The 23,276-nt window shown below is 65.9% G+C and carries 25 protein-coding genes and 1 tRNA gene; 17 read left to right on the forward strand and 9 right to left on the reverse strand.

Annotation, left to right across the window (positions count from 1 at the left end):
• Positions 1 to 45 precede the first annotated feature (45 nt).
• On the forward strand, positions 46 to 939 hold the full coding sequence (locus BJP32_RS05430; RefSeq protein WP_003164669.1) for a pirin family protein: 894 nt from the start codon (positions 46 to 48) through the stop codon (positions 937 to 939).
• A 56-nt stretch (positions 940 to 995) separates the two neighbouring features.
• On the opposite strand, the gene BJP32_RS05435 is transcribed toward BJP32_RS05430, so the two are convergent.
• Both BJP32_RS05435 and BJP32_RS05440 read right to left on the reverse strand, forming a co-directional pair.
• Positions 996 to 2,312: a dicarboxylate/amino acid:cation symporter gene (locus tag BJP32_RS05435; RefSeq protein WP_046653539.1), complete on the reverse strand. Its 1,317-nt coding sequence runs from the start codon at positions 2,310 to 2,312 to the stop codon at positions 996 to 998.
• A gap of 35 nt (positions 2,313 to 2,347) precedes the next feature.
• Positions 2,348 to 3,451 (reverse strand): amino acid ABC transporter substrate-binding protein, encoded by a 1,104-nt coding sequence (locus tag BJP32_RS05440; RefSeq protein WP_046653541.1) that lies wholly within the window; start codon positions 3,449 to 3,451, stop codon positions 2,348 to 2,350.
• A gap of 78 nt (positions 3,452 to 3,529) precedes the next feature.
• Between BJP32_RS05440 and metC the strand changes: the two genes are divergently transcribed.
• The 3 genes from metC to BJP32_RS05455 all read left to right on the forward strand — a co-directional run bounded on the left by metC (position 3,530) and on the right by BJP32_RS05455 (position 5,757).
• Positions 3,530 to 4,723 (forward strand): cystathionine beta-lyase, encoded by a 1,194-nt coding sequence (metC, locus tag BJP32_RS05445; RefSeq protein ID WP_083673893.1) that lies wholly within the window; start codon positions 3,530 to 3,532, stop codon positions 4,721 to 4,723.
• Positions 4,724 to 4,862: 139 nt separating this feature from the next.
• Positions 4,863 to 4,939 (forward strand) — tRNA-Arg (locus tag BJP32_RS05450).
• A 569-nt stretch (positions 4,940 to 5,508) separates the two neighbouring features.
• Positions 5,509 to 5,757: a hypothetical protein gene (locus BJP32_RS05455; RefSeq protein WP_003164665.1), complete on the forward strand. Its 249-nt coding sequence runs from the start codon at positions 5,509 to 5,511 to the stop codon at positions 5,755 to 5,757.
• 293 nt (positions 5,758 to 6,050) lie between these two features.
• Here BJP32_RS05455 and BJP32_RS17070 read toward each other — a convergent pair whose 3' ends face one another.
• A complete protein-coding gene (locus BJP32_RS17070; RefSeq protein WP_143255423.1) occupies positions 6,051 to 6,731 on the reverse strand; it encodes a hypothetical protein in 681 nt (226 codons plus the stop codon).
• Between the two features lie 279 nt (positions 6,732 to 7,010).
• Between BJP32_RS17070 and BJP32_RS17805 the strand changes: the two genes are divergently transcribed.
• The 3 genes from BJP32_RS17805 (at position 7,011) to BJP32_RS17810 (ending at position 8,161) form a co-directional block, all read left to right on the forward strand.
• Positions 7,011 to 7,136 (forward strand): hypothetical protein, encoded by a 126-nt coding sequence (locus BJP32_RS17805; RefSeq protein ID WP_003164664.1) that lies wholly within the window; start codon positions 7,011 to 7,013, stop codon positions 7,134 to 7,136.
• 39 nt (positions 7,137 to 7,175) lie between these two features.
• Positions 7,176 to 7,826 (forward strand): FkbM family methyltransferase, encoded by a 651-nt coding sequence (locus BJP32_RS05460; RefSeq protein WP_076223207.1) that lies wholly within the window; start codon positions 7,176 to 7,178, stop codon positions 7,824 to 7,826.
• A gap of 212 nt (positions 7,827 to 8,038) precedes the next feature.
• Positions 8,039 to 8,161: a hypothetical protein gene (locus BJP32_RS17810; protein ID WP_003164661.1), complete on the forward strand. Its 123-nt coding sequence runs from the start codon at positions 8,039 to 8,041 to the stop codon at positions 8,159 to 8,161.
• 117 nt (positions 8,162 to 8,278) lie between these two features.
• Here BJP32_RS17810 and BJP32_RS05465 read toward each other — a convergent pair whose 3' ends face one another.
• Together BJP32_RS05465 and BJP32_RS05470 are read right to left on the reverse strand one after the other, a co-directional pair.
• Positions 8,279 to 8,584 carry an ETC complex I subunit gene (locus tag BJP32_RS05465; protein ID WP_003164660.1) on the reverse strand — a complete coding sequence of 102 codons (306 nt, stop codon included), beginning with the start codon at positions 8,582 to 8,584 and terminating at the stop codon, positions 8,279 to 8,281.
• A gap of 93 nt (positions 8,585 to 8,677) precedes the next feature.
• Complete coding sequence (locus BJP32_RS05470; RefSeq protein WP_003164659.1) at positions 8,678 to 8,980, reverse strand: hypothetical protein; 303 nt, start codon at positions 8,978 to 8,980, stop codon at positions 8,678 to 8,680.
• A 217-nt stretch (positions 8,981 to 9,197) separates the two neighbouring features.
• Here BJP32_RS05470 and BJP32_RS05475 point away from each other — a divergent pair, with 217 nt between their 5' ends.
• Both BJP32_RS05475 and BJP32_RS17610 read left to right on the forward strand, forming a co-directional pair.
• The gene (locus BJP32_RS05475; RefSeq protein ID WP_076223208.1) at positions 9,198 to 9,791 is read left to right on the forward strand and encodes an RcnB family protein; all 594 of its coding nucleotides are present in this window, start codon (positions 9,198 to 9,200) and stop codon (positions 9,789 to 9,791) included.
• Positions 9,792 to 9,948: 157 nt separating this feature from the next.
• Positions 9,949 to 10,854: an RcnB family protein gene (locus BJP32_RS17610; protein WP_233126731.1), complete on the forward strand. Its 906-nt coding sequence runs from the start codon at positions 9,949 to 9,951 to the stop codon at positions 10,852 to 10,854.
• 162 nt (positions 10,855 to 11,016) lie between these two features.
• Here BJP32_RS17610 and gatB read toward each other — a convergent pair whose 3' ends face one another.
• Genes gatB through gatC form a run of 3 tightly spaced genes read right to left on the reverse strand, consistent with a single transcriptional unit; the run spans position 11,017 to position 14,282 of the window.
• Positions 11,017 to 12,510, reverse strand: coding sequence for an Asp-tRNA(Asn)/Glu-tRNA(Gln) amidotransferase subunit GatB (gatB, locus tag BJP32_RS05490; RefSeq protein ID WP_076223356.1), 1,494 nt, complete (start codon positions 12,508 to 12,510; stop codon positions 11,017 to 11,019).
• Positions 12,511 to 12,512: 2 nt separating this feature from the next.
• Positions 12,513 to 13,991: an Asp-tRNA(Asn)/Glu-tRNA(Gln) amidotransferase subunit GatA gene (gene gatA, locus BJP32_RS05495; RefSeq protein WP_076223210.1), complete on the reverse strand. Its 1,479-nt coding sequence runs from the start codon at positions 13,989 to 13,991 to the stop codon at positions 12,513 to 12,515.
• Between the two features lie 3 nt (positions 13,992 to 13,994).
• The gene (gatC, locus tag BJP32_RS05500; RefSeq protein WP_076223212.1) at positions 13,995 to 14,282 is read right to left on the reverse strand and encodes an Asp-tRNA(Asn)/Glu-tRNA(Gln) amidotransferase subunit GatC; all 288 of its coding nucleotides are present in this window, start codon (positions 14,280 to 14,282) and stop codon (positions 13,995 to 13,997) included.
• 171 nt (positions 14,283 to 14,453) lie between these two features.
• On the opposite strand from gatC, the gene BJP32_RS05505 reads away from it, so the two are divergent.
• The 7 genes from BJP32_RS05505 (at position 14,454) to dprA (ending at position 20,268) form a co-directional block, all read left to right on the forward strand.
• The gene (locus tag BJP32_RS05505) at positions 14,454 to 14,753 is read left to right on the forward strand and encodes a DNA-binding protein (RefSeq protein ID WP_076223213.1); all 300 of its coding nucleotides are present in this window, start codon (positions 14,454 to 14,456) and stop codon (positions 14,751 to 14,753) included.
• A gap of 85 nt (positions 14,754 to 14,838) precedes the next feature.
• Positions 14,839 to 15,303 (forward strand): Holliday junction resolvase RuvX, encoded by a 465-nt coding sequence (gene ruvX, locus BJP32_RS05510; protein WP_003164650.1) that lies wholly within the window; start codon positions 14,839 to 14,841, stop codon positions 15,301 to 15,303.
• Between the two features lies 1 nt (position 15,304).
• Positions 15,305 to 16,228 (forward strand): AEC family transporter, encoded by a 924-nt coding sequence (locus tag BJP32_RS05515; RefSeq protein ID WP_076223215.1) that lies wholly within the window; start codon positions 15,305 to 15,307, stop codon positions 16,226 to 16,228.
• A gap of 23 nt (positions 16,229 to 16,251) precedes the next feature.
• The gene (locus tag BJP32_RS05520) at positions 16,252 to 17,235 is read left to right on the forward strand and encodes an aspartate carbamoyltransferase catalytic subunit (protein WP_076223216.1); all 984 of its coding nucleotides are present in this window, start codon (positions 16,252 to 16,254) and stop codon (positions 17,233 to 17,235) included.
• Positions 17,232 to 18,530 carry a dihydroorotase gene (gene pyrC, locus BJP32_RS05525; RefSeq protein WP_076223218.1) on the forward strand — a complete coding sequence of 433 codons (1,299 nt, stop codon included), beginning with the start codon at positions 17,232 to 17,234 and terminating at the stop codon, positions 18,528 to 18,530. The genes BJP32_RS05520 and pyrC overlap by 4 nt, the downstream gene beginning before the upstream one ends.
• Before the next feature lie 14 nt (positions 18,531 to 18,544).
• Positions 18,545 to 19,183: a glycerol-3-phosphate 1-O-acyltransferase PlsY gene (plsY, locus tag BJP32_RS05530; RefSeq protein WP_076223219.1), complete on the forward strand. Its 639-nt coding sequence runs from the start codon at positions 18,545 to 18,547 to the stop codon at positions 19,181 to 19,183.
• Positions 19,180 to 20,268, forward strand: a complete 1,089-nt coding sequence (gene dprA, locus BJP32_RS05535) for a DNA-processing protein DprA (RefSeq protein WP_076223221.1) — start codon at positions 19,180 to 19,182, stop codon at positions 20,266 to 20,268. Before plsY ends, dprA begins: the two co-directional genes overlap by 4 nt.
• On the opposite strand, the gene BJP32_RS05540 is transcribed toward dprA, so the two are convergent.
• Positions 20,265 to 20,450, reverse strand: a complete 186-nt coding sequence (locus BJP32_RS05540) for a hypothetical protein (RefSeq protein WP_040345201.1) — start codon at positions 20,448 to 20,450, stop codon at positions 20,265 to 20,267. The genes dprA and BJP32_RS05540 overlap by 4 nt on opposite strands.
• A 152-nt stretch (positions 20,451 to 20,602) precedes the next feature.
• Here BJP32_RS05540 and topA point away from each other — a divergent pair, with 152 nt between their 5' ends.
• The gene (topA, locus tag BJP32_RS05545) at positions 20,603 to 23,239 is read left to right on the forward strand and encodes a type I DNA topoisomerase (protein ID WP_076223223.1); all 2,637 of its coding nucleotides are present in this window, start codon (positions 20,603 to 20,605) and stop codon (positions 23,237 to 23,239) included.
• The last annotated feature ends 37 nt before the right edge of the window (positions 23,240 to 23,276 follow it).

A 23,276-nucleotide genomic window follows, 5' to 3' on the forward strand; every position in this document is an offset into this window, starting at 1 on the left:
GCCCCTTTCGTCGTCGCAGCGTTCAGCCTTCAGGAAACCCCAACCATGATCGAACTCATCATCGACCAGCGCCGCAAGGATCTCGGCGGCTTTGAGGTCGGCCGCGTCCTGCCCTTCGCCAAGCGTCGCGCGGTCGGTCCCTTCGTCTTCTTCGACCACATGGGCCCGGTGGACATGCCCGCCGGCATCCCCAAGACGGTCGACGTGCGCCCGCACCCGCACATCGGCATCTCGACCCTGACCTATCTGTTCGACGGCGAGATCACCCACCGCGACAGCCTGGGCGTCCAGCAGGACATCCGCCCGGCCGAGGTCAACTGGATGACCGCGGGCAGCGGCGTCACCCACTCCGAGCGGTTCGAGCGCGCCCGCATGGAGGGTCTGCGTCTGGAGGGCATTCAGGCCTGGCTGGCCCTGCCTGACGGTCAGGAAGAGGTCGACCCGTCCTTCCAGCACGTCGGCTCCAGCGACCTGCCGACCTGGATCGAAAGCGGCGTGAAGGGCCGTCTGGTGGCGGGCGAGACCATGGGCATGAAGGCCGGGGTCAGCACCTTCTCGCCCCTGCACTACATGCACCTAGAGATGGAGCCGGGCGCCCGGTTCCAGACGCCGACGGATCACGCCGAAAGCGCCGTCTATGTGGTCCAGGGCATGGTCGAGATCGACGACGGCCGCCCTGTCGGCCCCGGTCAGATGGCCGTGCTTGAAAAGGGCCTGCCCTCGATCATCGTGGCGCAGCAGCCGACCACCCTGATGGTGCTGGGCGGCGAGCCGGTGGGCGAGCGCTTCATCGAATGGAACTTCGTGTCGTCTTCGAAGGAGCGGATCGAGCAGGCCAAGGCCGACTGGCGCGCCGGTCGCATGAAACTGCCCGACATGGACGATCAGGAGTTCATCCCCCTGCCCCCCGATCGGACGCCGCCCCCGCCCATGTCCTGACCGGGACTGGGCGCTAGGGACAAGGCCGACGCAGGATCCCCTGCGTCGGCTTTTTCCTATGTAACGGCCGGCGCAGTAGGCGGCTCGTCGGCGTCCGCATCCTCTTCTCCGCGCGACACCACGGCGGCGACGACCAGGTCGCCGGTGACGTTCAGCGAGGTCCGGCACATATCCAGGAAGCGGTCGACGCCCAGGATCAGACCGATCCCTTCCGGCGGCACCCCCACCATGGCCAGGATCATGGCGATGACCGGCAAGGAGCCGGCGGGCACGCCCGCCGTGCCGACCCCGCCCAGGATACAGACCAGCATGACGATCACCTGCTGGCCCAACGTCAGGTCGACGCCGAAGAACTGGGCCAGGAACAGCACCGTCACCCCCTCGAACAGGGCCGTGCCGTTCTGGTTGGCGGTGGCGCCGACGGTCAGGACGAAACGGGCGATCTTGCGCGGCAGACCCAGATTCTGCTCGGCCACGCGCAGCGACACGGGCAGGCTGGCGTTGGACGAGGCGGTGGAGAAGGACACCACCATGGCCTCGCGGATGTCGCGGAAGAACTTCAGCGGCGACATGCCCCCCATCAGCCAGATCACCAGCGGATAGACCACGAACATATGGATCGCCATGGCCCCCACGGCTACGGCTACGAACGCGCCCAGGCGGATCAGCAGCTCCCAGCCGAACAGGGCCGCCAGGTTGAACATCAGGCAGGCGATGGCGATCGGGGCGATGCGGATGACGAGGTTGATGAGCTTCATCATCACCTCGAACAGCCCCTCGATGGTCTGTTGCAGCCGGTCCGTGGCAGGGCTCTTGGTCATGACCAGGCCGACGCCGAAGAACAGGGCGAAGACCATCACCGGCAAAATCTGGTTCTCGGCCGCCGCCGTGAAGACGTTGGACGGGATCAGCTCCAGAAAGAAGTCGCCCGCCTGCACCGACTTGGGCGCATTGCCGACAATCGAGGCCGCGCCCGCGCGTCCCTGATCCAGCAGTTGTTGCGCCAGGGCCGGATCAACCCCGTCGCCGGGCCGGAAGACGTTGACCATGACCATGCCGATCAGCACGGCCACGGCGGAAATGAAGACGGTGAAGCCCAGGCTCTTGGAGCCCGCCCGGCCCAGAGCCTTCAGGTCGCCCATCTCGGCCACCCCGATGACCAGGGCCGAGAACAGCAGCGGCAGAACCAGCATGAACAGCAGACGCAGGAAGATCTGCCCGGCCGGTCCTGTGATGTTGGAGGTCAGCCACTGCACCCAACCGACGTCCCCTCCGACGGTCAGATTGACGATGAGTCCGCCCGTGAGACCGACCAGAAACCCGATCAGCATCAACATATGGAGCGGCAGTCCGCGCTTGGCTTTGATCTCCATCCGATCCCTTCCCCTTATTCCCTCATCCCCTTGGACTAACGGACAGGAAGGCCATAGATCAACCCACTGGGCCGTGACGACCATTGAGCATTCAATCCGCGCTCCAGATCCAGAGACGACTGTGAGCCCAGGTTCCGATTGAATATCTCGCCGTAATTTCCGCCAGCAGAAACAGCGTCTTTCGCCCATGTTCTCGACAGATCGAGGCTCGGGCCGAAGTCACCTTCGTCGCCGAGCAGACGACGGACTCTAGGGTCCGCGGAATTCTTACCCATGTCTGCGGCATTTGCACGCGTCACGCCCAATTCCTCGGCCAAAATCAGAGCGTTGAGCGTCCAGCGAATAACCGCCGTCCAGCGGTCGTCGCCGCTACGCACCACGGGCCCCAGCGGCTCCTTGGAGATAACGTCCGGCAGAATGACGTGCTGCTGCGGGTTCGGCAGCGTCGTGCGCGCCGCCGCCAGGGCCGAGATGTCGGCGGTGAAGGCGTCGCATTCCTCGCGCGCATAGGCCTGGCGCGCCTCGCCTTCGGTGGCGACCACGACGGGGCGATACTCGATGCCCCTGCGGCGGAAATAGTCCTCGACATTCAGCTCAGTGGTCGAGCCGGACTGGACGCAGATGCGAGCGCCGTTCAGTTCGGCCGCGCTGCTCAGATTGAGCGCGCGGCGCACCATGAAGCCCTGGCCGTCGTAGTAGTTGATCCCGGCGAAACTGAGCTGCGCGCCCGTATCCCGGCTCATGGTCCAGGAGGTGTTGCGCCACAGCACGTCCACGCGCCCGTCGCGCAGGGCCTCGAACCGCTGTTCCGTCGTCAACGGCACGAAGCGCACGGCGTCCGGGTCGCCGAAGATGGCGGCCGCCGTAGCGCGGCAGAAGTCGACGTCAAAACCGCGCCAGGCGCCGCGATTGTCAGTATAGGCGAAACCGACCAGCCCCTCATGCACGCCGCAATTCAGCCGACCGCGCTGGCGCACCGCCGCCAGAGTCGGGCTGGACTTCGCCTCGGTCGCGGCGGTCGGCGCCTGGCGTGAAGGTTCGCGCGGCTCCGGCGCCTGCGGTTCAGCCGATCTCTGACAGGCGCCTGTCGCCAGGGTCAGCATCGCCGCCACGCCTGCTGTCGCTCGCCATCTCCGCATCCGATCCACCGCTCCGTCTTGCGCCCCGGAACAGTTTAGAGCCCTCTAGGCCCCGAACCGCAACCCGCCGGAGCCTTCATGCCGCCCATTTCCGACCGAACCCGGCTGATCGCCGGCGCCACCCGGCGCGGCCAGGGCCGTCGCCCGGTCAATCCTCCTGTGGAGCGCGCCTCCACCATGCTCAGCGACGATCCGGCCCGGATGCAGGATGCGTCGGACGGCCCCGTCTATGGCCTCGACGGCACGAGCGCGGCGCGCGAGCTGCGCGCCCTGCTGGCCCAGATGGAGGGCGGGACCGACGCCTTCCTGGTCCCCTCGGGCCTGGCGGCCGTGACCGTGCCCCTGACCGCCCTGCTGCGCCCCGGCGACGAGGTGCTGACCACCGACGCCGTCTATGGACCCACGCGCCGCTTCCTGACCCGCCACCTCGCCGCGCGCGGGATCACCGCCCGCTTCCACCCCGCCGACGCCTCGGCCGAGGCCGTTCTGGCCGCCATCACCCCACGCACCCGACTTCTCCTGATCGAAGCGCCCGCCTCTCTGACCTTCGAGATCGCAGACGCCCCCGCCCTGGCCGCCGCCTGTCGCGAACGCGGCGTTCTGACGGTCATGGACAACACCTGGGCGGCGGGGCTGGCCTTCCGTCCCTTGGCGCATGGCGTCGACGTCAGCGTCCAGGCGCTGACCAAATACGTCGGCGGCCATTCCGATCTGCTGATGGGCGGGATCGCCGCCGGCGAGCCGTCCGTCCTACGCGCCATCGCAAACACCATCGAGGACATGGGCTGGCACGTCTCGCCCGACGACGCCTGGCTGGCGCTGCGCGGCGTCCGCACACTGCCCCTGCGCTACGAGGCCCAGGCCCGCTCGGCCCTGACGGTGGCGCAGTGGCTGAAAGCTCAGCCAGAAGTCGCCGACGTCCTGTATCCGCCCCTGCCCGGTTCAGTCGGACACGACCTGTGGCGGCGCGACTTCGACGGCGCGGCCTCCCTGATGGGCGTGGTCATGAAGGGCGGCGACACAGCGGCGGCCCACGCCTTCATGCGCGCGCTCAGCCTGTTCGGCATGGGGTATTCCTGGGGCGGCTTCGAGAGCCTGATCACCTTTGAGACCCCGCAACTGGCCCATCGGCAGCATGCGCCCGACCTGTCCGGTCAGTTGCTGCGTCTGCATATCGGGCTGGAAGATCCCGCCGACCTGATCGGCGATCTTGAGAAGGGATTGAAGGCATGGCGCGCCCTGCAGGACTCGAACCTGAAACCTGCCGATTAGAAGGCGGGCGCTCCACGACCATATGCATCTGAATGGAAAAGCTTCTTGCGTTTTGTCAGACGCCTGCCTGACCTATCCGCCAGACTCCTGTTCGTCAGCCGTTCACAAGGATCGCATCTCCTGCTATCGGGCGTCCGCCGCGCCCATAGCTCAACCGGATAGAGCAGCCGACTTCTAATCGGCAGGTTTCAGGTTCGAGTCCTGATGGGCGCGCCACTCGATTAGATGACGAGTCCGCGCTTCCTCTGCGCATTCCTCGCCACCTTGCTATCGCTCTGCCTATCGCAAGAACAGTTCCAGGCAATTGAACGGGCATTCAGCGATCAAGGCCGCTCTCTCACACACGCGAACAGCGGCCAAGGCCTGATGGGAAGATCAAGCTGATGGGTCTCACGATTGTGGACACCGGCTCGACGCGGATTCTGTGGTCCGCCGCACGACGTTGCCGAGTTACGTGGCGGACATATTGCGGCGCTATGTACTGATGAAGCCGATAGCCGACGGCGAAATCTGACGGTGCATTCTGGCGTGCGGGCCATGTCGCAAGCATGGCCGCATGGGACGAACCTACACACCTAACGGCGAGACGCTCGAGAAGTATCCTACAGCTGCGCGAACGTGGTCTGCATTCAGGGGCCGATACTATCGGGCAAGTCCGTCGCCAGCGTAGTGCGCATCTACGAGGCCATGATGAACGTCGAGCCGGATCTCACTGGCAAGCGACGGTCGCGGTGGCTGGTGATCCACAACAGCTATCCCGACCTGCTGAACACCACGATCAAGACGTGGCTCGAGTCACCGAAAACCTGAACATCGTCGAGCCGAGCCGGCTCATGGGCCTGCTGGAGGGCCGGACCAAGGACGAGATCGACGCGGACCTGATGAACCGCGTGATGATCTCGCAGTCAGACCTGCCTGTGTTCCCGATGTTCGTCCGCGACACTCACGTTGCGAAGTCGCCACTGCACGCAGCATCAAGCGTGGCGCTGCAAGCGGGGCTGGACTTTGGGCCCCGCCCTGCCGCGATCGTGTGATGCAGCAGACAGGCAATCGCTGGTTCATTTTGGGCGAGTTGACGGCGCTGAACACGGCAACCGAAGAGGTTGCGCCCTGCAGGCTGTTGACCTAACAGGTAACATACCCGCCCATAAAAACGACTGTGTTATCTCCACAGATATTGTGAACTGTCGTATCTATCGAATCCTGACCTGAGCGGCGTTGAAACGGCGTGTCGCGGCAGGATTACCGCCACGACATTTGATATTGTGACTTCGCCATTCCTAAACGTCTCTGGCGCTGACCTTAAGGTCGCCAGGGAAGTGAGGCCCTAACTCCAAGGGGTGTCGACTGCCGTCTGCAGTAGATTGGTCCACTCACCATACGCGGCTAACTCAACGCGATGGTAGCTTGCGAGCGTGGATATAGTGGCTAGTTTCAAGCCTGGCTCGATCAGCATTACGCCATCAAAAGCGAACGTCGATGCGGGAACGACGCATAGCAACCTGTGAGGTAAATATTGGTCTAGCGCAGCCTTCAAGGCGAGACATTCACTCAGCGTTAGCCCAGCGTTCGCCTTCACCACGTAGATTTTATTGCCTGTCTTTAGAGACGCAATCGTCTTGTCCCTAAGGTGAATGAATTTCGAACGGTCCGCTTCCCAAACAGCCCGCCGTTCGACCTCGGGTAGCACAAACTCAAACGGCGCATCTTCGGAAGATCGTGAGCTATGAACGGCGCAATGAAACGCGCACTGATATTTGTCGTCCCAGGCCATGTCGAATGCCCACGGCTTTAGATGCTCCCACGAGTAGATGTCTGCCCACCCGTCTTCCAGCCCGCGAAGCACCCCATGTAGAGGCGCTGTTGCCCAACGGAATAAGCTAGACGGCTCAGCGCCATGAAACCGCTGCACAAACCCAAACTCACAATTATCACCCAGGCTCTCAAACTGTTCGAGCAACTCGGGTCGTAACGTATAACCTTGTGGCACTGCATCGACCATCCCCATACGGTCATCCGCGAGAGGCCAGCGCTTGATGTATGGGGGATTCTGCATAACCAAGATAATACAAGCTCGACCGTTCTTGTCGAGTGGCGTGTTCCTCGTTGCTTCCCTTCTCTTGTTGCTGTCATGCCGCTTACAGCTCCGATGACCGAAAGACCCCGCCGCCTTCCCAATGCGTCATGCCTGGAGTTGTGATGGCCGACACATCGCCAAATGGTGTGAAGAAGGTAGGATGGTTCAGTCATTCTCAAGCGGCATTGACAAGCTGGACCTTGACGCCCCGTGATGATCCCGTTCGGTCTGGCCTGTCTGGCGGTCTATGCGATCAACACATGGGCCGCAGCGGACGCCAAACCGACGCTGCGCGCGTCGATGCTGACCCCGGCCGCCTGCGAAGCGCGAATCTAGCAGCTTGTCATAAAATCTCGGCAGTGCCAGAATTCCCGCATGGACAAGAAAGTCTATTTTGATGTTGGGGCAAACGACGGGAGTGCGGGCTTAGAGTTCGCCGGAAATCCTGAATGGGTTGTTTATGCCTTCGAGCCCACGCCCGAGTTGGCCGAAACTATCCGCCAGCGCACGGCTGGGTTTGATAATTATCACCTGATCGAAAAGGCCGTTTCGGATTGGCCGGGCCGTGCAATCTTCAACGTCGCAGGTCAGGGTGACTGGGGAACCTCATCCCTACTCGCCTTTGCCGACAACATCGAAGAGACTTGGGCGGGTAGGACGGACTTCGCGGTTACCCAGCAGATCGAGGTTGAGGTGATCCGGCTGGAGGATTTTTGCCGCAAGAACGGAATTGATCGCATCGACCACCTCCATTCAGACGTGCAGGGGCTCGACATGGAGGTTCTGTTGGGCCTCGGCGAGATGATTGCCAATGTGCGCGGCGGCGATCTGGAGTGCAGCCGCAGCCATGACGTGGCCCTCTACAAGGGCGAGCGGTTCGTGTTCGAAGACGTAGCCCTACTCCTCTACCAGTCCGGCTTCGTCATCGACGCCATTAAAGCGAACGACGACCACGGCCAACTCTGCGGCCCGACCTCAAGGCTGCGTGATGCTAACGAGCTAAGCATCTGGTATCGGCGGCCCTAGGGCGGATTTCGGTGCATTCCCGACTCCCGCAGTGATCACGATGGTCGGGCATGACTAACGCATCATCAGAAAAGCTCGAATTGATTACAGCTCCGACGGCGACAATTGAGCATTCGCGCTGGGCAAATCGGCTGCACTGTCTGACAGCCCTGACCGGCGTGCTGGCCATCTAATTCGACAAGCCCGTGTTCGTCATGTCGATGCTGGCCTAGATGATCGTGTTCACCGCGACGCTCACGGTCATCACGCCTTCGGCCGAGCAGATGATGAAGATGCTGGCCCAGGTTGCTGACCCTGAGCGCCTGCGGTCATCTGACGAGTTCCGGCGGGACTGAGTCCGCGCGTGGCGCCAAGACCTTCTACGCTATCGCCAAACCCATACCCTGGTTGGCCCGCGACACCGATCAGACGATCCGAGAAGTGAAGCCGCACAACGCAATTGGCGTCGCTCGTTAGTGCGTCCAGGACTGCTTGCGGTTGGTGGCGAAGTTGTCGGCGTAGGCCTTGATGATGACCGGCGCCTCGTTCGGTTCGTGTAGGCGGAAGGCGATGCCGTGGCGTTCAGCGTATTCGACCGCCTCTTCCTTGGTGTCGAAGGACAGGCGGACCTGGCCGTTCATGTCGGTCGAGCTGGTCCAGCCCATCAGAGGATCGATGGTGCGGGCCGAGGCCGGCTCGAACTCCAGACGCCAGTCGCGCGTCTTGGCCTTGCCGGACTGCATCGCGGTCTTGGCCGGGCGATAGATGCGAGCGAGCATGGACGGAATCCTTCGGACGGGGAACTCGCGGGGTGCATACCCCGCCGCCGCCGCCCGGTCCAGACGCCGCAAGACTTCATCAGACCGCCTGGATCAGGCGGCGAGCGTAGAAGAACCGGCGTCAATCCAGCGGCGTGCGGCGCGCTGGGCCTCGGCGATCTCGTCGTGCTCCATCTCCTGGCTGATGTCGCGTCGGTATTCCCGCGCCTCGATCGAGCCCTTCATGGAGGCCAGGTTAAAGATCATATGGGCCGACACCCGGTCGATCGGGCATCCGTCCAGTCCCGCCGAATAGGCCAGACCCAGACGGAACAAGGCGTCGCCGTCCATGTCGGGCGTGGGCAAGGGCAAGGTGTCGCGCGCCTGGGGCGCTTGATCGTCATGCAGCGGATTCATCAGCAATCCTCCCCCGCGGCGTCGTTCTGACCCCGCTATCAGACACGCATTCAAGTATCGTTGGTTTGAAATTAGCGTTAACGCGCTCAAGCCCCACGCAGCGCGGCCCTTGTCCGCATGCGGACGCAAGCTGACAGGCCGGTTCAGCGACGGTTCATTCGACCAGCGTGAAAGTCGACGCCAGACAGGGATTTCGCTTCTTGAATGGAGTTGCCAAATGAACCGCCTGACCAAGGCCGCCGTCGTCGCGCTCGCTCTGGCGACCACAGCCGCCCCCATGATGGCCCAGGCGCAGGATCATCGCGGGGACCGCCGCGAGTGGAGCGATGATCGCCGAGACGACCACCGTGAGCGGCGTCAGGATCGACGCGACGACCGTCGTGAATGGCGCCAGGACCGACGCGAGGACCGCCGTGAGTGGCGTCAGGACCGTCGTGAGTGGCGTCAAGACCGTCGCGACGATCGTCGAGAATGGCGTCAGGACCAGCGCCGATACGACCGCTGGAGCCGTGACAACCACAATTGGTGGCGCGGGCGGCCCGAGTTCCGCGATTATCGCGGCGCACGCAACGGCTACTGGTATGCGCCGGGACACGGCTATTATCGGGTCGAGCCTCGCTACTACGGCTATCGCTGGCGCACGGGCGCCTACCTGCCGCCCGCCTATCGCTCCTACTACGTCAACGACCCCTATTTTTATAATCTGAGACCCGCTCCGCGCGGCTATCGCTACGTCCATGCCGGCAACGACATCCTGCTGATCGCCGTCGCCACAGGCCTGATCGCCAGCGTGTTGAGCGACGTCTATTAAGGCACGCTGGACCAAGGCATCGCTTCGCCCCGCAAGGCTCTGTCTTGCGGGGCTTTTTTCATGACGCCGCTCTGCGATCGACGTTCAGCAGCAGTTCATGGCCCCGGGCCCATTCTGTCCGCAAGCCGTCCAGTTCGGACGTGCGAGGACTTCGACCATGAAACGCTCGCTTCTCATGTTCGCGGCGGCCGCCAGCTTCCTCGTGCCCGCCCCAGCCCCCATGGCTGTTCTGGCCCAGGATCGGCCGCAGGCGCGCGAGGACGGTCCGCGTCGTCCTGATCGCGGCCAACCTCAGCGCCAGCACCGCGACGCCGACCGCCCGCGCCAGGAAGGCCCGCGCCCTCAACGGCCGGAGCGCAGACCAGAACAGCGGCCGGAACAAAGGCTAGAACAAAGGCAGGAACAGCGACCCGACTGGAACCGCCCCGATCGCCCCGATCGCCCTAACCGACCGGACCGGCCACAACGCCCGGATCGGCCGGACCGCCCCCAGAGGCCCGATCAACCGCGGCCTGACAGACCCAATCGTCCGGACCGTCCGGATTGGAATCGACCGGACCGTCCCCAGCGCCCAGATCGACCGGATTCCCATCGCCCAGACCGTCCCGAACGCCCAGATTGGAACCGCCCTGGTCGCCCGGACGCCCAGCGTCCGAACAGGCCGGATCGTCCCAGCCAGTGGAACCGTGACCGCGACTATCGTGAATTCCACAACCGCTGGAATCGCGACCAGTGGCGCCGCGACTGGGACCGTCGTCACCGTAGCGACTGGTGGCGCCATGACCAACGCTTCCGCAGCTGGAACGGCGTGCGCATCGGCTTCTATTTCGCGCCCGGCTACGGCTACTACAGCGTGCCGCGCACCTATTGGAACCGGCAGTACTATGTCGGCCAGTATCTGCCGGATGTCTTCTGGCGCTATCAGGTGAACGACTGGCGCACCTACGGCCTGGGCTATCCGCCTCCAGGCACGCGATGGGTCTACGTCGACAATGCGATCTATCTGATCGACGACTACGATGGCTACATCATCGAAGTCGTCCGCGACGCCTGGCGCTGGTAGCGCAAAACAGGAAGGCCCCGGAGAGAGCTCTCCGGGGCCTTTTTGTGGTCTGCAAGAAGGCTCTAGCCTAACCCTTAACGCGCCCTGTCGCTCAAGCAGCGAGCGCCCGCGTCGCGAGCGTTAGCGACCAGCTGGGGGTTTGGGGGCCGCAGCCCCCAAGCATCAGAGCCCTAGCTTGGCCTTCAGGATGTCGTTCACGGCGGCCGGATTGGCCTTGCCGCCGGTGGCCTTCATGACCTGGCCGACGAACCAGCCGATGGCCTGGGGCTTCTCGGCGACGGCGGCGGCCTTGTCGGGGTTGGCGGCGATGATCTCGTCCACCGCCTTCTCGATGGCGCCGGTGTCGGTGACCTGCTTCAGGCCGTGCTTCTCGACCACCTCGGCGGGCGAGCCTTCGCCGTTCCACACGTAGTCGAAGACTTCCTTGGCGATCTTGGACGAGATGACGTTCGTCTCGATCAGTTCGACCAGCTGCGCCACATGGGCGGCGGGCAGCGGGTTGTCGCTGAAGTCCTTGCCGTCAGCGGCCAGACGGGCCGAGACCTCGTTCGTCACCCAGTTGGACACCAGCTTGGCGTCGCGGCCCTTCGCGGCGGCCTCGAAATACAGGGCCTTGGCCTGCTCCGAGATCAGCACGCCCGCGTCGTATTGCGACAGGCCGTATTCGCTCATGAAGCGGCGGCGCTTGTCGTCGGGCAGTTCCGGCAGGGCGGCCTTGATGGCGTCGACCCACGCCTGTTCCAGCTCTAGCGGCAGCAGGTCGGGATCGGGGAAGTAGCGATAGTCCTGCGCCTCTTCCTTGGAGCGCATGGAGCGCGTCTCGCCCGCCGTCGGGTCGTACAGGCGGGTTTCCTGCGTGATCGAACCGCCGTCTTCGAGGATCTCGATCTGGCGGCGCGCCTCATACTGGATCGCCTGAGAAATGAAGCGGAAGCTGTTGACGTTCTTGATCTCGCAGCGCGTGCCCAGGAAGCCGAAGTCGCCCGTTTCCTTGAACTTGTCGTAGTTCCCGGCGCGGCAGACCGACACGTTCACGTCGGCGCGCAGATTGCCCTTCTCCATGTCGCCGTCGCAGGTGCCGAGGTAGATCAGGATGGTCCGGATCTTCTTGACGTAGGCGACCGCCTCTTCCGGCGTGCGGATGTCGGGGCGCGAGACGATCTCCATCAGCGCCGTGCCCGCACGGTTCAGATCGACGTAGGACTCGGTCGGCGACAGGTCGTGGATCAGCTTGCCCGCGTCCTGTTCCAGGTGCAGGCGCTCGATGCCGACGTTGAAGAAGCTGCCGTCCTCGGCCTCCACCTCGACCACGCCCTCGCCCACGATGGGGTGATACAGCTGGCTGATCTGATAGCCGGTCGGCAGGTCGGGATAGAAGTAGTTCTTGCGGTCGAACTGGCTCTTCAGATTGATCTGGGCGCGCAGACCCAGGCCCGACTTCACCGCCTGCTCGACGCAATACTTGTTCAGGGTCGGCAGCATGCCGGGGAAGCCCGCGTCGACCAGCGACACCTGCTCGTTCGGCCCGGCGCCGAAGCCGACCGCCGCGCCCGAGAACAGCTTGGCGTTCGAGGCGACCTGGGCGTGGATCTCCAGACCCATGACGATTTCCCAAGCGCCGGTGCGGCCCTGGATCAGTTTGGAGTTATCAGTCATGCTCACCACCAACGGTCCGGCTTGGCGACGAAGCCCGCCGCGTCTTCGAGGGCGCCCGCGACCTGGAAGACGGTCGCTTCGTCCAGGGCCTTGCCGATGACCTGCAGGCCCAGCGGCAGGCCGTCGGCGCTGAGGCCGGCGGGGACCGAGATGCCCGGCAGACCGGCCAGGTTGGTCGTCACCGTGAAGACGTCGTTCAGATACATGGTCAGGGGGTCGATCTGCTTGTCGCCGATGGCGAAGGCGGCCGACGGGGTGGACGGCGTCAGGATGGCGTCCACCTGGCCCCAGACGTTGTCGAAGTCCTGGGCGATGCGGCGACGCACCTTCAGCGCCTTGACGTAATAGGCGTCATAGAAGCCCGCCGACAGCACATAGGCGCCGATGGTCAGGCGGCGCTGGACCTCCTTGCCGAAGCCCTCGGCGCGCGAGGTCGCATAGAGGTCGTCCAGAGAGGTGAACTGCTCGGCGCGGTGGCCGAAGCGCATGCCGTCATAGCGCGCCAGGTTCGACGACGCCTCGGCCGGGGCCACGATGTAATAGGTCGGCAGGGCGTATTTGGTGTGCGGCAGGCTGATCTCGACGATCTCGCAACCGGCGGCCTTCAGCCACGCGACGCCCTGCTCCCACAGCTTCTGGATCTCGGCGGGCATGCCGTCGAGGACATATTCCTTGGGCACGCCGATGCGCAGGCCCTTGACCGACTGGCCGACCGACTGGGTCCAGTCGGGGGTCGGGATGTCGAGGCTGGTCGAATCCTTGGCGTCGAACGAGCACATGGAATTCAGCAGCAGGGCCGAATCCTTGACCGTCTTGGCGATCGGCCCGGCCTGATCCAGCGAGCTGGCGAAGGCGACCATGCCGTAGCGGCTGGCGCGGCCGTAGGTCGGCTTGATGCCCACGGTGCCGGTGAAGGCGGCGGGCTGGCGGATCGAGCCGCCGGTGTCCGAAGCGGTCGCAGCCAGGCACAGGTCCGCCGCCACGGCCGAAGCCGAACCGCCGGACGAGCCGCCCGGCGTCAGGTCGGCGTTCGAGCCCTTGGACTTCCACGGGTTCTTCACCGGGCCGAAGGCCGAGGTCTCGTTGGACGAGCCCATGGCGAATTCGTCCATGTTCAGCTTGCCCAGCATGACCGCCCCGTCGCGCCACAGATTGGCGGTGACGGTCGATTCATACGGCGGCACGAAGCCGCGCAGCATGTTGGAGCCGGCGGTCGTCTGCACGCCCTCGGTGCAGAACAGATCCTTGATGCCCAGCGGCGCGCCTTCCAGCGCCCCGCCCTCGCCCTTGGCCAGACGGGCGTCGGACGCGCGCGCCTGTTCCATCGCCTTGTCCGCCGTCACCTCGACATAGGCGTTCAGCGTCGGGTTCGAGGCCTCGATGTTGGTCAGGAAGGCCTTGGTCAGTTCTTCGGACGAGAAGGTCTTAGCCTTCAGGCCGTCGACGGCGTCGGCCAGCGTCAGCTTGGTCAGATCGGTCATGACTTACTCCACGACCTTGGGCACGACGAAGAAGCCGTCGGCGGACTTGGGCGCGTTGGACAGGACATCAGCGACCTTGTCGCCGTCCGTAACCACGTCGTCGCGCATGCGCAGCGGCTGGGACACGTTGGAGGTCATCGGTTCGACGCCCTGCACGTCCACCTCGTCCAGCTGTTCGATCCACTTCAGGATGCCGTTCAGCTCCTGGGCCAGGGGCTCCAGGCGGTCCTCGGGGGTCTTGATGCGGGCGAGATGCGCAACCTTGCGCACCGTCGCGGCGTCGATGGCCATGCGGCCCTCCAAAGCATGAGAGTCTAAGGGGTCGGGATTAGCGTCTCGACGCCGCTTCGACAAGGATTTGGGTGCAGGCGCGAAATGAGCTTGGCCGTTGCGGCCAAACGCCCCCTATCGAAGGCCCGAGCAGCGCCTAAGTATGAGGCGCAGATCACAGGAGACGCGACCATGAAGATCACCGGCCCCCAAGTCCGCGCCGCGCGCGCCCTGGTGCAATGGCCGCGCGACCATGTGGCCCGCCTGTCCGGCCTGACGGCGGACGCCCTGGCCGACTTCGAGCGCGAAAACGTCGATCCCGGCGACGAGGCCCGCAGCCGCCTTCAGGCCGCGCTGGAGGAAGGCGGCGCCGTCTTCCTGCACGAAGAAGACGGCGGCCTGGGCGTGCGGCTGAAGTTCACCCGCAAGGAAGTGCGCTCGATCCGCAGCCTGGAGAACGAAGGCGGGCCGGTCGGGGACGACGACGTGTGAGTCCGTCTCCAACTCCGCTCATCCCGGCGGAGGGAAAAGGGGCCCACGCTTTGACACGCGCCCCGTCTGGGCCTAACGCGCCCTCGTGCCTGTCCTTGATCTCTCCGAACTGCCCGCCGCCTGCCCGCCCAACACCCCGTGGCTGGGTCTGGATCTAGGCGAGAACACCATCGGCGTCAGCGTGTCCGACACCGGCCGTATCATCGCCAGTCCGCTGGAGCTGATCCGCAAGACCAAGTTCAGCCAGGACGCCGAACAACTGTTCAGGATCATGGACGGCCGCAAGGTCTCGGCCCTGGTCATCGGCCTGCCGCTGAACATGGACGGCACCGAAGGACCGCGCGCCCAATCGTGCCGCGCCTTCGCCCGCAATCTGGAGCGGTTCCGGCCGGTCAACGTCGCCTTTCAGGACGAACGCCTGTCGACCACGGCGGTCGAGCGCTTCCTGATCGACGAGTTGGACCTGACCCGCAAGCGCCGCGCCGATGTGGTGGACCGCACCGCCGCCGCCTGGATCCTGCAAGGCGCGCTGGACCGGCTGCGCGGCTGAGATGGCGGCCATCCTCGCGGGCGTCCTGCCGGTCTTCCTGCTGCTGGCGCTCGGCTATGGCCTGAAGAAGTCGGACTACCTGCCCGACGCCGCCTGGCGGCCGATCGAGAAGCTGGCCATCAATGTCCTCTATCCCGGCTTCCTGATCCCGGCGATCTGGAATGCGGACCTGTCGGGCTCTGCCGCGGGCGCGGCGGGCGCCGCCGCAGTGACCGTGTCCATCATCATTTCGACCCTGACCCTGCTGTCCAAGCCCCTGCTGCCCCTCAGCGGCCCGGCCTACACCAGCGTCTTTCAGGGCATGATCCGCTGGAACAGCTTCGTCTTCCTGCCGGTCGTGCAGGCGACCTTCGGACCGGCGGGCGTCGGTCTGGCCGCCGTGGTCATCGCCGCCATGATCCCGGTCAGCAACATCCTCAGCGTCGTCGTCCTGGCCAAATGGGGCGCGGACCAGCGCGGCGCCTCGCCCAGGGCGCTGTTCCGGGCGATGATGTCCAACCCCATCCTGCTGGCCTGCCTGCTGGGACTGGCGCTGAACTTCTCGGGCGCGCCCCAGCCGCCGGGGGTGAGCGAGACGTTGCAACTGCTGGGCTCAGCCGCCCTGCCGCTGGGCCTGATCGTGGCGGGCGCAGGGCTGAGCTTCCGCGAACTGGCGCGCACGCGGGTGACGGTCGGCGCCGTGGTCGTGGTCAAGATGATCGTGACGCCGCTGGCCATGTGGCAACTGGCGCGCCTCTATGGCGGCGATGAGCTGGCGCAAGGAATCGCCCTGCTGTGCGGCGCGGCGCCCGGCGCCGCCTCCGCCTATGTGCTGGCGCGACAGATGGGCGGAGACGCGCCGCTGATGGCCGGGATCATCGCGGCGACGACGGTATTCTCCGTGATCGGCATTCCAATGGCGCTGCTGCTATTCCATCTGACCTGAGTCCCGCCTATAGCGGCGTCTCGATGACCCAAGCCGCTCCCGTCACCGAACTCATTCAGGAACGGCTGACCCCGTTCCCCCGCGATCACTTCCTGGCCGCAGGCGATCTGAACCCGCCCGCCGCCTTGGCCTTGCTGGACCTGGCCGACGCCTTCGTCGACTTCAACCGGCAGTCGGCCAAGGGCGTCGACCTGATGCGCGGCCAGACGGTCGTGAACCTGTTCTTCGAGAACTCGACGCGGACCAGCTCTTCCTTCGAGATCGCGGCCAAGCGTCTGGGCGCCGACGTGGTGACCATGCCTGTCGCCTCTTCCTCGGTGAAGAAGGGCGAGACGCTGATCGACACCGCCGTGACGCTGAACGCCATGAAGCCGGAGATTCTGGTGGTGCGCCACGCGTCTTCCGGCGCGGTGGACCTGCTGTCGCAGAAGGTGGGCTGCGCCGTCGTCAACGCGGGCGATGGGCGCCATGAGCACCCGACGCAGGCCCTGCTGGACCTGCTGTCCCTGCGCCGCGCCTTCGGCGACGTAGGCGGGCTGAGCATCGCCATCTGCGGCGACATCGCCCACAGCCGCGTGGCGCGCTCGAACGTCGCCCTGCTGCAGATGATGGGCGCGCGGGTGCGGCTGATCGGGCCGCCGACGCTGGTGCCCGGCGACGCCGACCGCTGGGGCTGCGAGGTCTTCCACGACATGAAGGAGGGTCTAAAGGGCGTCGACGTGGTCATGATGCTGCGCCTTCAGCTGGAGCGGATGGCGGGAGCCCTGATCCCCTCGACGCGCGAGTATTTCCGCTTCTGGGGTCTAGACCGCGAAAAGCTGGCCTGGGCCGCGCCGAACGCCAGGGTCATGCACCCCGGCCCGATGAACCGCGGCGTCGAGATCGATTCCGACGTGGCCGACGATCTGAGCGTCTCCCTGATCCAGGATCAGGTCGAGATGGGCGTCGCTGCCCGCATGGCCGTCCTGGCCGCCCTCGCCCACCGCCGCGCGGGAGGCGCCGCATGACCGCCGCTCAACAGCCGATCGCCATCATCAACGCCCGCCTGCTGGATCCAGCCAGCGACTATGACGGCCCAGGCGCCGTCCTGATCGAGAACAGCCGCATCGTCGAGGTCATCCACGGACAGGCGACCCAACGCCCCGAGGGCGTGCAGATCATCGACGCCGAGGGCCGCTGCCTGGCGCCCGGCCTGATCGACATCCGGGTCAAGACCGGCGAGCCGGGCAACGAGCCCAAGGAAACGCTGAAGTCGGCCAGCCTGTCGGCGGCGGCGGGCGGCGTCACCACCATCGTCGTCCAGCCCGACACCGACCCCGCCATCGACGACCCGGCCCTGATCGACCACATCCAGCGGCGCGGCGCGGCGCTCGATCTGGTGCACGTCCGCGCAGCAGGGGCGGCGACGCAAGCGCGCGACGGCGAACGCATGGCCGAGATCGGCCTGATGCATGAGGCCGGCGCTCTTTATTTCACCGACGGCGACCGGGTGATCCGCAACACCCGCACCCTGCAACGGGTCATGAGCTACGCCGCCTCCTTCAACGCCCTGATCGCCTGTCGTCCGACCGAGCCGTGGCTGTCGGAGGGCGCGGTCGCGACCTCGGGCGAACTGGCGACGCGGCTGGGCCTGTCAGGCGCCCCCGCCATCGCCGAGCGCATCCAGCTGGAGCGTGACCTGGCCCTGGTCGAGCAGACCGGCGCGCGCTTCCTGATCGACCAGATCTCGACCGAGGGCGCGCTTGAAACGCTGGCCCGCGCCCGTGCGCGAGGGCTGGAGGTCGCGGCCTCGGCCTCGATCAACCACCTGTGCTTCAACGAGATCGACATCGGCGACTACCGCACCTTCTACCGGCTGGACCCGCCCTTGCGCGCCGAGAGCGACCGGCAGGCCCTGGTCGAGGCGGTGCGCGACGGCCTGATCGACGTCATCACCTCAGCACACTGTCCCGAACCGGCCGAGAACAAGCGTCGCCCCTTCGCCGAGGCCGAGCCGGGCGCCGTGGGTCTGGAAACGCTGCTGCCCGCCGCCCTGACGCTACACCACGAATACGGCGTCGACCTGCTGGACGTGCTGCGGCCGCTGACGCAGGGCCCGGCCGCCCTGCTGGGCCTGGAGGCCGGAGAGCTGTCGCAAGGCGCGCCCGCCGATCTGGTGCTGTTCGACGCCGGGGCGCCGGTGGTGATCGACGCCGCGACCCTGCGCTCCAAGTCGAAGAATTCGCCCTTTGACGGGCGGCGACTGCAAGGGAAGGTCTTGCTCACCGTCGTTTCGGGCCGCATCGTCCACGACGCACGTTAAGGGGAGCGAATCACTTGCAGGATCTGGCGGGGCCGGCGCTCCTTACGCTCGGGCTTGTGGCTATTGGCGGATACCTGCTGGGCTCCATCCCGTTCGGCGTGGTCCTGACCCGCGCGGCGGGCGCGGGCGACGTGCGCAACATCGGCTCGGGCAATATCGGCGCGACCAACGTCCTGCGCACCGGGCGCAAGGATCTGGCCATCGCCACCCTGATCCTGGACGCGGGCAAGGGCGCGGTCGCCCTGCTGATCGCGCGTCATCTGCTGGGAACCGACGTCGCGGGCGCCATCGCCGGCGGCGCGGCCTTCCTGGGCCACCTGTTCCCCGTCTGGCTGGGGTTCAAGGGGGGCAAGGGGGTGGCGACCTTTTTCGGCCTGATCCTGGCCGCGTGCTGGCCGCTGGGCCTGCTGGCGGCGGCGACCTGGCTGATCATGGCCTTCGCCTTGCGCTATTCCTCCCTGTCGGCCCTGGTGGCGGCGGCGCTGACGCCGTTATACGCCCTGCTGCCCCTGCCTGCGCTGGGTCTGCCTGCGCCGCAGCCCATCTTCATCATGGCGGTCTTCACCGCCGTCCTGATCTTCATCCGCCACCATGAGAACATCGGCCGCCTGCTGAAAGGCGCCGAGCCCAAGATCGGGGCGAAGAAGGCGTGACGCTCCTGTCGGAGGCCGAGCGCTTCGCCCGCCTCCGGCTCGCCCGGACCGACCGCGTCGGCCCCGTGGCCTTTTCCCAACTGTTGCAGCGGTTCGGTTCGGCCGAGCGCGCCTTGGACGCCCTGCCCGACCTGATCCGCAGCCGGGGACGCAACGGCTATTCCATCCCGGCGCCCGAAACCGTCGAGGCCGAACTGGAGGCCGGCGCCCGTATCGGCGCGCAGCTGATCCTGTGGGGCGAGACCGCCTATCCTGAGGCCCTGGCCGCCGTCGATCCGCCGCCGCCCCTGTTGTGGACGCTGGGCGATCCGGCCCTGATGCAGCGGCCCTGCATGGCCATCGTCGGGGCGCGCATCGCCTCGGCGGGCGGCCAGCGCATCGCGCGCGGCCTGGCCCAGCAGTTGGGCGAAAGCGGCCAGGTCGTCGTCTCGGGTCTAGCGCGCGGCGTCGATGCGGCGGCGCATCTGGGCGCGCTGGAGACCGGTACGGTCGCCGTGCTGGGCGGCGGGGTGGACGACGTCTATCCGTCCGACAACGCCGACCTGTATCGCCAGATCGCCGAGCGCGGCTGCATCGTATCAGAAAGCCCCGTCGGCGCGCGGGCGCAGGCGCGCGACTTCCCGCGTCGCAACCGCATAATCTCGGGCCTGTCGCGCGGCGTGGTGGTGGTCGAGGCGGAAATCCGCTCAGGCTCCCTGATCACCGCGCGGCTGGCGGGCGAACAGGGCCGCGACGTCTTCGCCGTACCGGGCTCGCCGCTGGACCCGCGCTCCAAAGGGCCGAACGAGCTGCTGCGTCAGGGCGCCATCCTGTGCGAAGGGATCGAGGACATAGAGCGCGCCTACGCCGCTCTGCGAACGCTGCGCGAACCACCTGCTGATTCGCCGTTCGCCGCCGGTTCGCCGGATCAGATCAACGATGCGGTGCTGGATCGTATCGAAGCCCTGCTGTCGCCGACGCCCATCGGTCGCGACGAACTGGCGCGCGCAGCCGGATTGTCAATTGCGGAAACGGCCGCCGCCCTGCTGGAGCTTCACCTCGCAGGGCGGGCGACCTTGCTGCCCGGCGGACTGGCCTCGACCTAGGCGGGCGCGGTGCGGCGGGCCATATCCGCCGCGCTTTCCAGCAGACCGGCCAGCCGCTCATCCCCGTCCCAGCGGGCCATTCCGGCCAGTTCGGTGGCCATGGCGGCCACATATTCACGGACCGGATAGTCCGTCAGGTCAGGGCCTGTCGCCTTGCGACGTCGTTGCACTGGCTTGTTCATCGTCAACCCTCCCGAGAACGCCTGAGAGGAACACAACTCAAGGAGGTTTGTAAACTCACGTTACCCGGAAAGGTTGCTCATATAAAACGGGCCGATTGACTTCCGCGTCCGCCGCAACCACGTTCGCGCCCCGTTTTCCCCGATAGAGCGCCATGAATCTCGTTATCGTCGAGAGCCCCGCCAAGGCCAAGACCATCAATAAATACCTGGGCTCGGACTATAAGGTTCTGGCTTCCTACGGCCACGTCCGCGACCTGCCGTCGAAGGACGGCTCGGTGTTGCCCGACGATGACTTCGCCATGCACTGGGAGGTCGACGCGAAGGCCTCCAAGCGCCTGTCCGAGATCGCCGAGGCCGCCAAGGCCGCCGACCGCGTCATCCTGGCGACCGACCCCGACCGCGAGGGTGAGGCGATCAGCTGGCACGTTCTGGAGATCCTGAACAAGAAGAAGGCGCTGAAGGACACGGACGTCCAGCGCGTCACCTTCAACGCCATCACCAAGTCCGCCGTGTTGGAGGCCATGGCCAACCCGCGCCAGCTGGATATGGAGCTGGTGGACGCCTATCTGGCGCGCCGGGCGCTGGACTATCTGGTGGGCTTCAACCTGTCGCCGGTGCTGTGGCGCAAGCTGCCGGGCGCCCGTTCGGCCGGTCGCGTTCAGTCGGTCGCCCTGCGCATCGTCGTCGATCGCGAGATGGAGATCGAGAAGTTCAAGGCGCAGGAATACTGGTCGGTCGAGGCTGACCTGATCGCCGACAGCCCGCCCTTCACCGCCCGTCTGGTCAAGCATGACGGCAAGCGCGTCCAGCGCCTGGACATCGTGTCCGAGGCCATGGCCATGGCTGCGCGCGAGGCTGTTCACAGCGGCGACTTCACCATCAAGTCGGTCGAGAAGAAGCCGGCCAAGCGGTCTCCCGCCCCGCCCTTCACCACCTCGACCCTGCAACAGGAAGCCGCACGCAAGCTGGGCTTCACCGCCCAGCGCACCATGCAGGCGGCGCAGAAGCTGTATGAGGGCGTCGACGACACCGGCGGCCTGATCACCTACATGCGTACCGACGGCGTCTATGTGACGCCCGAGGGCATCGCCCAGGCGCGCGAGGCCATCGGCCAGCGTTTCGGCCCCGCCTATGTCCCGGCCGAGCCGCGCTACTACAAGACCAAGGCCAAGAACGCCCAGGAAGCGCACGAGGCCATTCGTCCGACCAACATCCTGCGCAGCCCCGACACCCTGCGGCTCGATAGCGATCTGCAGCGGCTGTATGAGCTGATCTGGAAGCGGATGATCGCCTCGCAGATGGAATCGGCGCGCCTGGACCGCACCACGGTCGAGATCGAGACGCCCGACGGCCAGACGGGCCTTCGCGCCACCGGCCAGGTCGTGGTCTTCGACGGTTTCATCGCCGCCTATGAAGAAGGCCGCGACGACAGGCAGAAAGGCGCTGAGGACGAGGACGACGAAGGCGGCCGCCTGCCTGCGCTGAAGGAAGGCGCCAAGGCCAAGGTCGAGGCGATCCGCACCGACCAGCACTTCACCGAGCCGCCGCCGCGCTTCTCGGAAGCCACCCTGGTCAAGAAGCTGGAAGAACTGGGCATCGGTCGCCCGTCGACCTACGCCTCGATCCTGACGACCCTGCGCGACCGCGAATACGTCCGCATGGACAAGAACCGCTTCTATCCCGAGGACAAGGGACGGCTGGTCACGGCCTTCCTCGAGCAGTTCTTCGCCAAATGGGTCGAATACGACTTCACCGCGGCGCTGGAGACCCAGCTGGACGAGGTGTCGGCGGGCGATCTGGACTGGAAGACCCTGCTGCGCCGCTTCTGGCAGGACTTCCACGCCGCCACGCAGGCCGCAGGCGAACTACGCACCACGGCGATCCTCGATCACCTGAACGAGGCGCTGGGCCCGCACATCTTCCCAGACAAGGGCGACGGATCCAATCCCCGCGAATGCCCGGTCTGCCATGAAGGCCAGCTGAGCCTGAAGACCAGCCGTTTCGGCGCCTTCATCGGCTGTTCGCGCTATCCGGAGTGCAAATACACCCGCCCGGTGGCCTCTCCCGACGCGGCCGACGGCGGCGCCGAGAGCGGCGATCGCGAACTGGGCGTCGATCCGGCGACCGGCCAGCCGGTGCATCTGAAGATCGGTCGCTTCGGCCCCTATGTCGAAACCACGCCCCCGGATGCGGACAAGCCCAAGCGCTCGTCCCTGCCCAAGGGCTGGTCCCCGGCATCGATCGATCTGGAGAAGGCGCTGCGCCTGCTCAGCCTGCCGCGCGACGTGGGTCCGCACCCCGAAGACGGCAAGATGATCACCGCCAGCCTGGGCCGCTACGGTCCGTTCGTGGCGCACGCGGGCACTTACGCCAACGTCGCGGACATCGAGGAAGTGTTCGACGTCGGCCTGAACCGCGCCGTGGCCCTGCTGGCTGAGAAACGCGCGGGTCGTGCGAGCCGCGCCTCGGCCGCCGCGCCGCTGAAGGAACTGGGCGCCCACCCGGAAACGGGCGAGGCCGTGCAGGTCATGGCTGGCCGCTACGGCCCCTACGTCAAGTCGGGCAAGATCAACGCCACCCTGCCCAAGGGCACGGCGCCTGAGGACATGACGATGGAGGCCGCCCTGCCCCTTCTGGCCGCCAAGGCCGGCGCCGCGCCCAAGAAGAAGGCGCCCGCCAAGAAGGCGGCTGCGAAAAAGCCTGCGGCGAAGAAGGAGCCTGCCGCCAAGAAACCGGCCGCGAAGAAGGCCCCCGGCAAGAAGGCGGCCAAGGCTGCAGAAGCCGAATAAGACGAAGCGCCCTCGTTCTCACGAACGGGGGCGTTTT

This window comes from Brevundimonas sp. ZS04 (assembly GCF_001956865.1).
GTDB classification, from domain to species: Bacteria; Pseudomonadota; Alphaproteobacteria; order Caulobacterales; family Caulobacteraceae; genus Brevundimonas; species Brevundimonas diminuta.

Bases quoted from the DNA above. Each gene is read 5' to 3' on its own strand.
- BJP32_RS05430 (WP_003164669.1), top strand. From the start codon at position 46: ATGATCGAACTCATCATCGACCAGCGCCGCAAGGATCTCGGCGGCTTT.
- BJP32_RS05435 (WP_046653539.1), bottom strand. From the start codon at position 2,312: ATGGAGATCAAAGCCAAGCGCGGACTGCCGCTCCATATGTTGATGCTG.
- BJP32_RS05440 (WP_046653541.1), bottom strand. From the start codon at position 3,451: ATGCGGAGATGGCGAGCGACAGCAGGCGTGGCGGCGATGCTGACCCTG.
- metC (WP_083673893.1), top strand. From the start codon at position 3,530: ATGCCGCCCATTTCCGACCGAACCCGGCTGATCGCCGGCGCCACCCGG.
- BJP32_RS17070 (WP_143255423.1), bottom strand. From the start codon at position 6,731: ATGGGGATGGTCGATGCAGTGCCACAAGGTTATACGTTACGACCCGAG.
- BJP32_RS05460 (WP_076223207.1), top strand. From the start codon at position 7,176: ATGGACAAGAAAGTCTATTTTGATGTTGGGGCAAACGACGGGAGTGCG.
- BJP32_RS17810 (WP_003164661.1), top strand. From the start codon at position 8,039: ATGATCGTGTTCACCGCGACGCTCACGGTCATCACGCCTTCGGCCGAG.
- BJP32_RS05465 (WP_003164660.1), bottom strand. From the start codon at position 8,584: ATGCTCGCTCGCATCTATCGCCCGGCCAAGACCGCGATGCAGTCCGGC.
- BJP32_RS05470 (WP_003164659.1), bottom strand. From the start codon at position 8,980: ATGAATCCGCTGCATGACGATCAAGCGCCCCAGGCGCGCGACACCTTG.
- BJP32_RS05475 (WP_076223208.1), top strand. From the start codon at position 9,198: ATGAACCGCCTGACCAAGGCCGCCGTCGTCGCGCTCGCTCTGGCGACC.
- BJP32_RS17610 (WP_233126731.1), top strand. From the start codon at position 9,949: ATGAAACGCTCGCTTCTCATGTTCGCGGCGGCCGCCAGCTTCCTCGTG.
- gatB (WP_076223356.1), bottom strand. From the start codon at position 12,510: ATGACTGATAACTCCAAACTGATCCAGGGCCGCACCGGCGCTTGGGAA.
- gatA (WP_076223210.1), bottom strand. From the start codon at position 13,991: ATGACCGATCTGACCAAGCTGACGCTGGCCGACGCCGTCGACGGCCTG.
- gatC (WP_076223212.1), bottom strand. From the start codon at position 14,282: ATGGCCATCGACGCCGCGACGGTGCGCAAGGTTGCGCATCTCGCCCGC.
- BJP32_RS05505 (WP_076223213.1), top strand. From the start codon at position 14,454: ATGAAGATCACCGGCCCCCAAGTCCGCGCCGCGCGCGCCCTGGTGCAA.
- BJP32_RS05515 (WP_076223215.1), top strand. From the start codon at position 15,305: ATGGCGGCCATCCTCGCGGGCGTCCTGCCGGTCTTCCTGCTGCTGGCG.
- BJP32_RS05520 (WP_076223216.1), top strand. From the start codon at position 16,252: ATGACCCAAGCCGCTCCCGTCACCGAACTCATTCAGGAACGGCTGACC.
- pyrC (WP_076223218.1), top strand. From the start codon at position 17,232: ATGACCGCCGCTCAACAGCCGATCGCCATCATCAACGCCCGCCTGCTG.
- BJP32_RS05540 (WP_040345201.1), bottom strand. From the start codon at position 20,450: ATGAACAAGCCAGTGCAACGACGTCGCAAGGCGACAGGCCCTGACCTG.
- topA (WP_076223223.1), top strand. From the start codon at position 20,603: ATGAATCTCGTTATCGTCGAGAGCCCCGCCAAGGCCAAGACCATCAAT.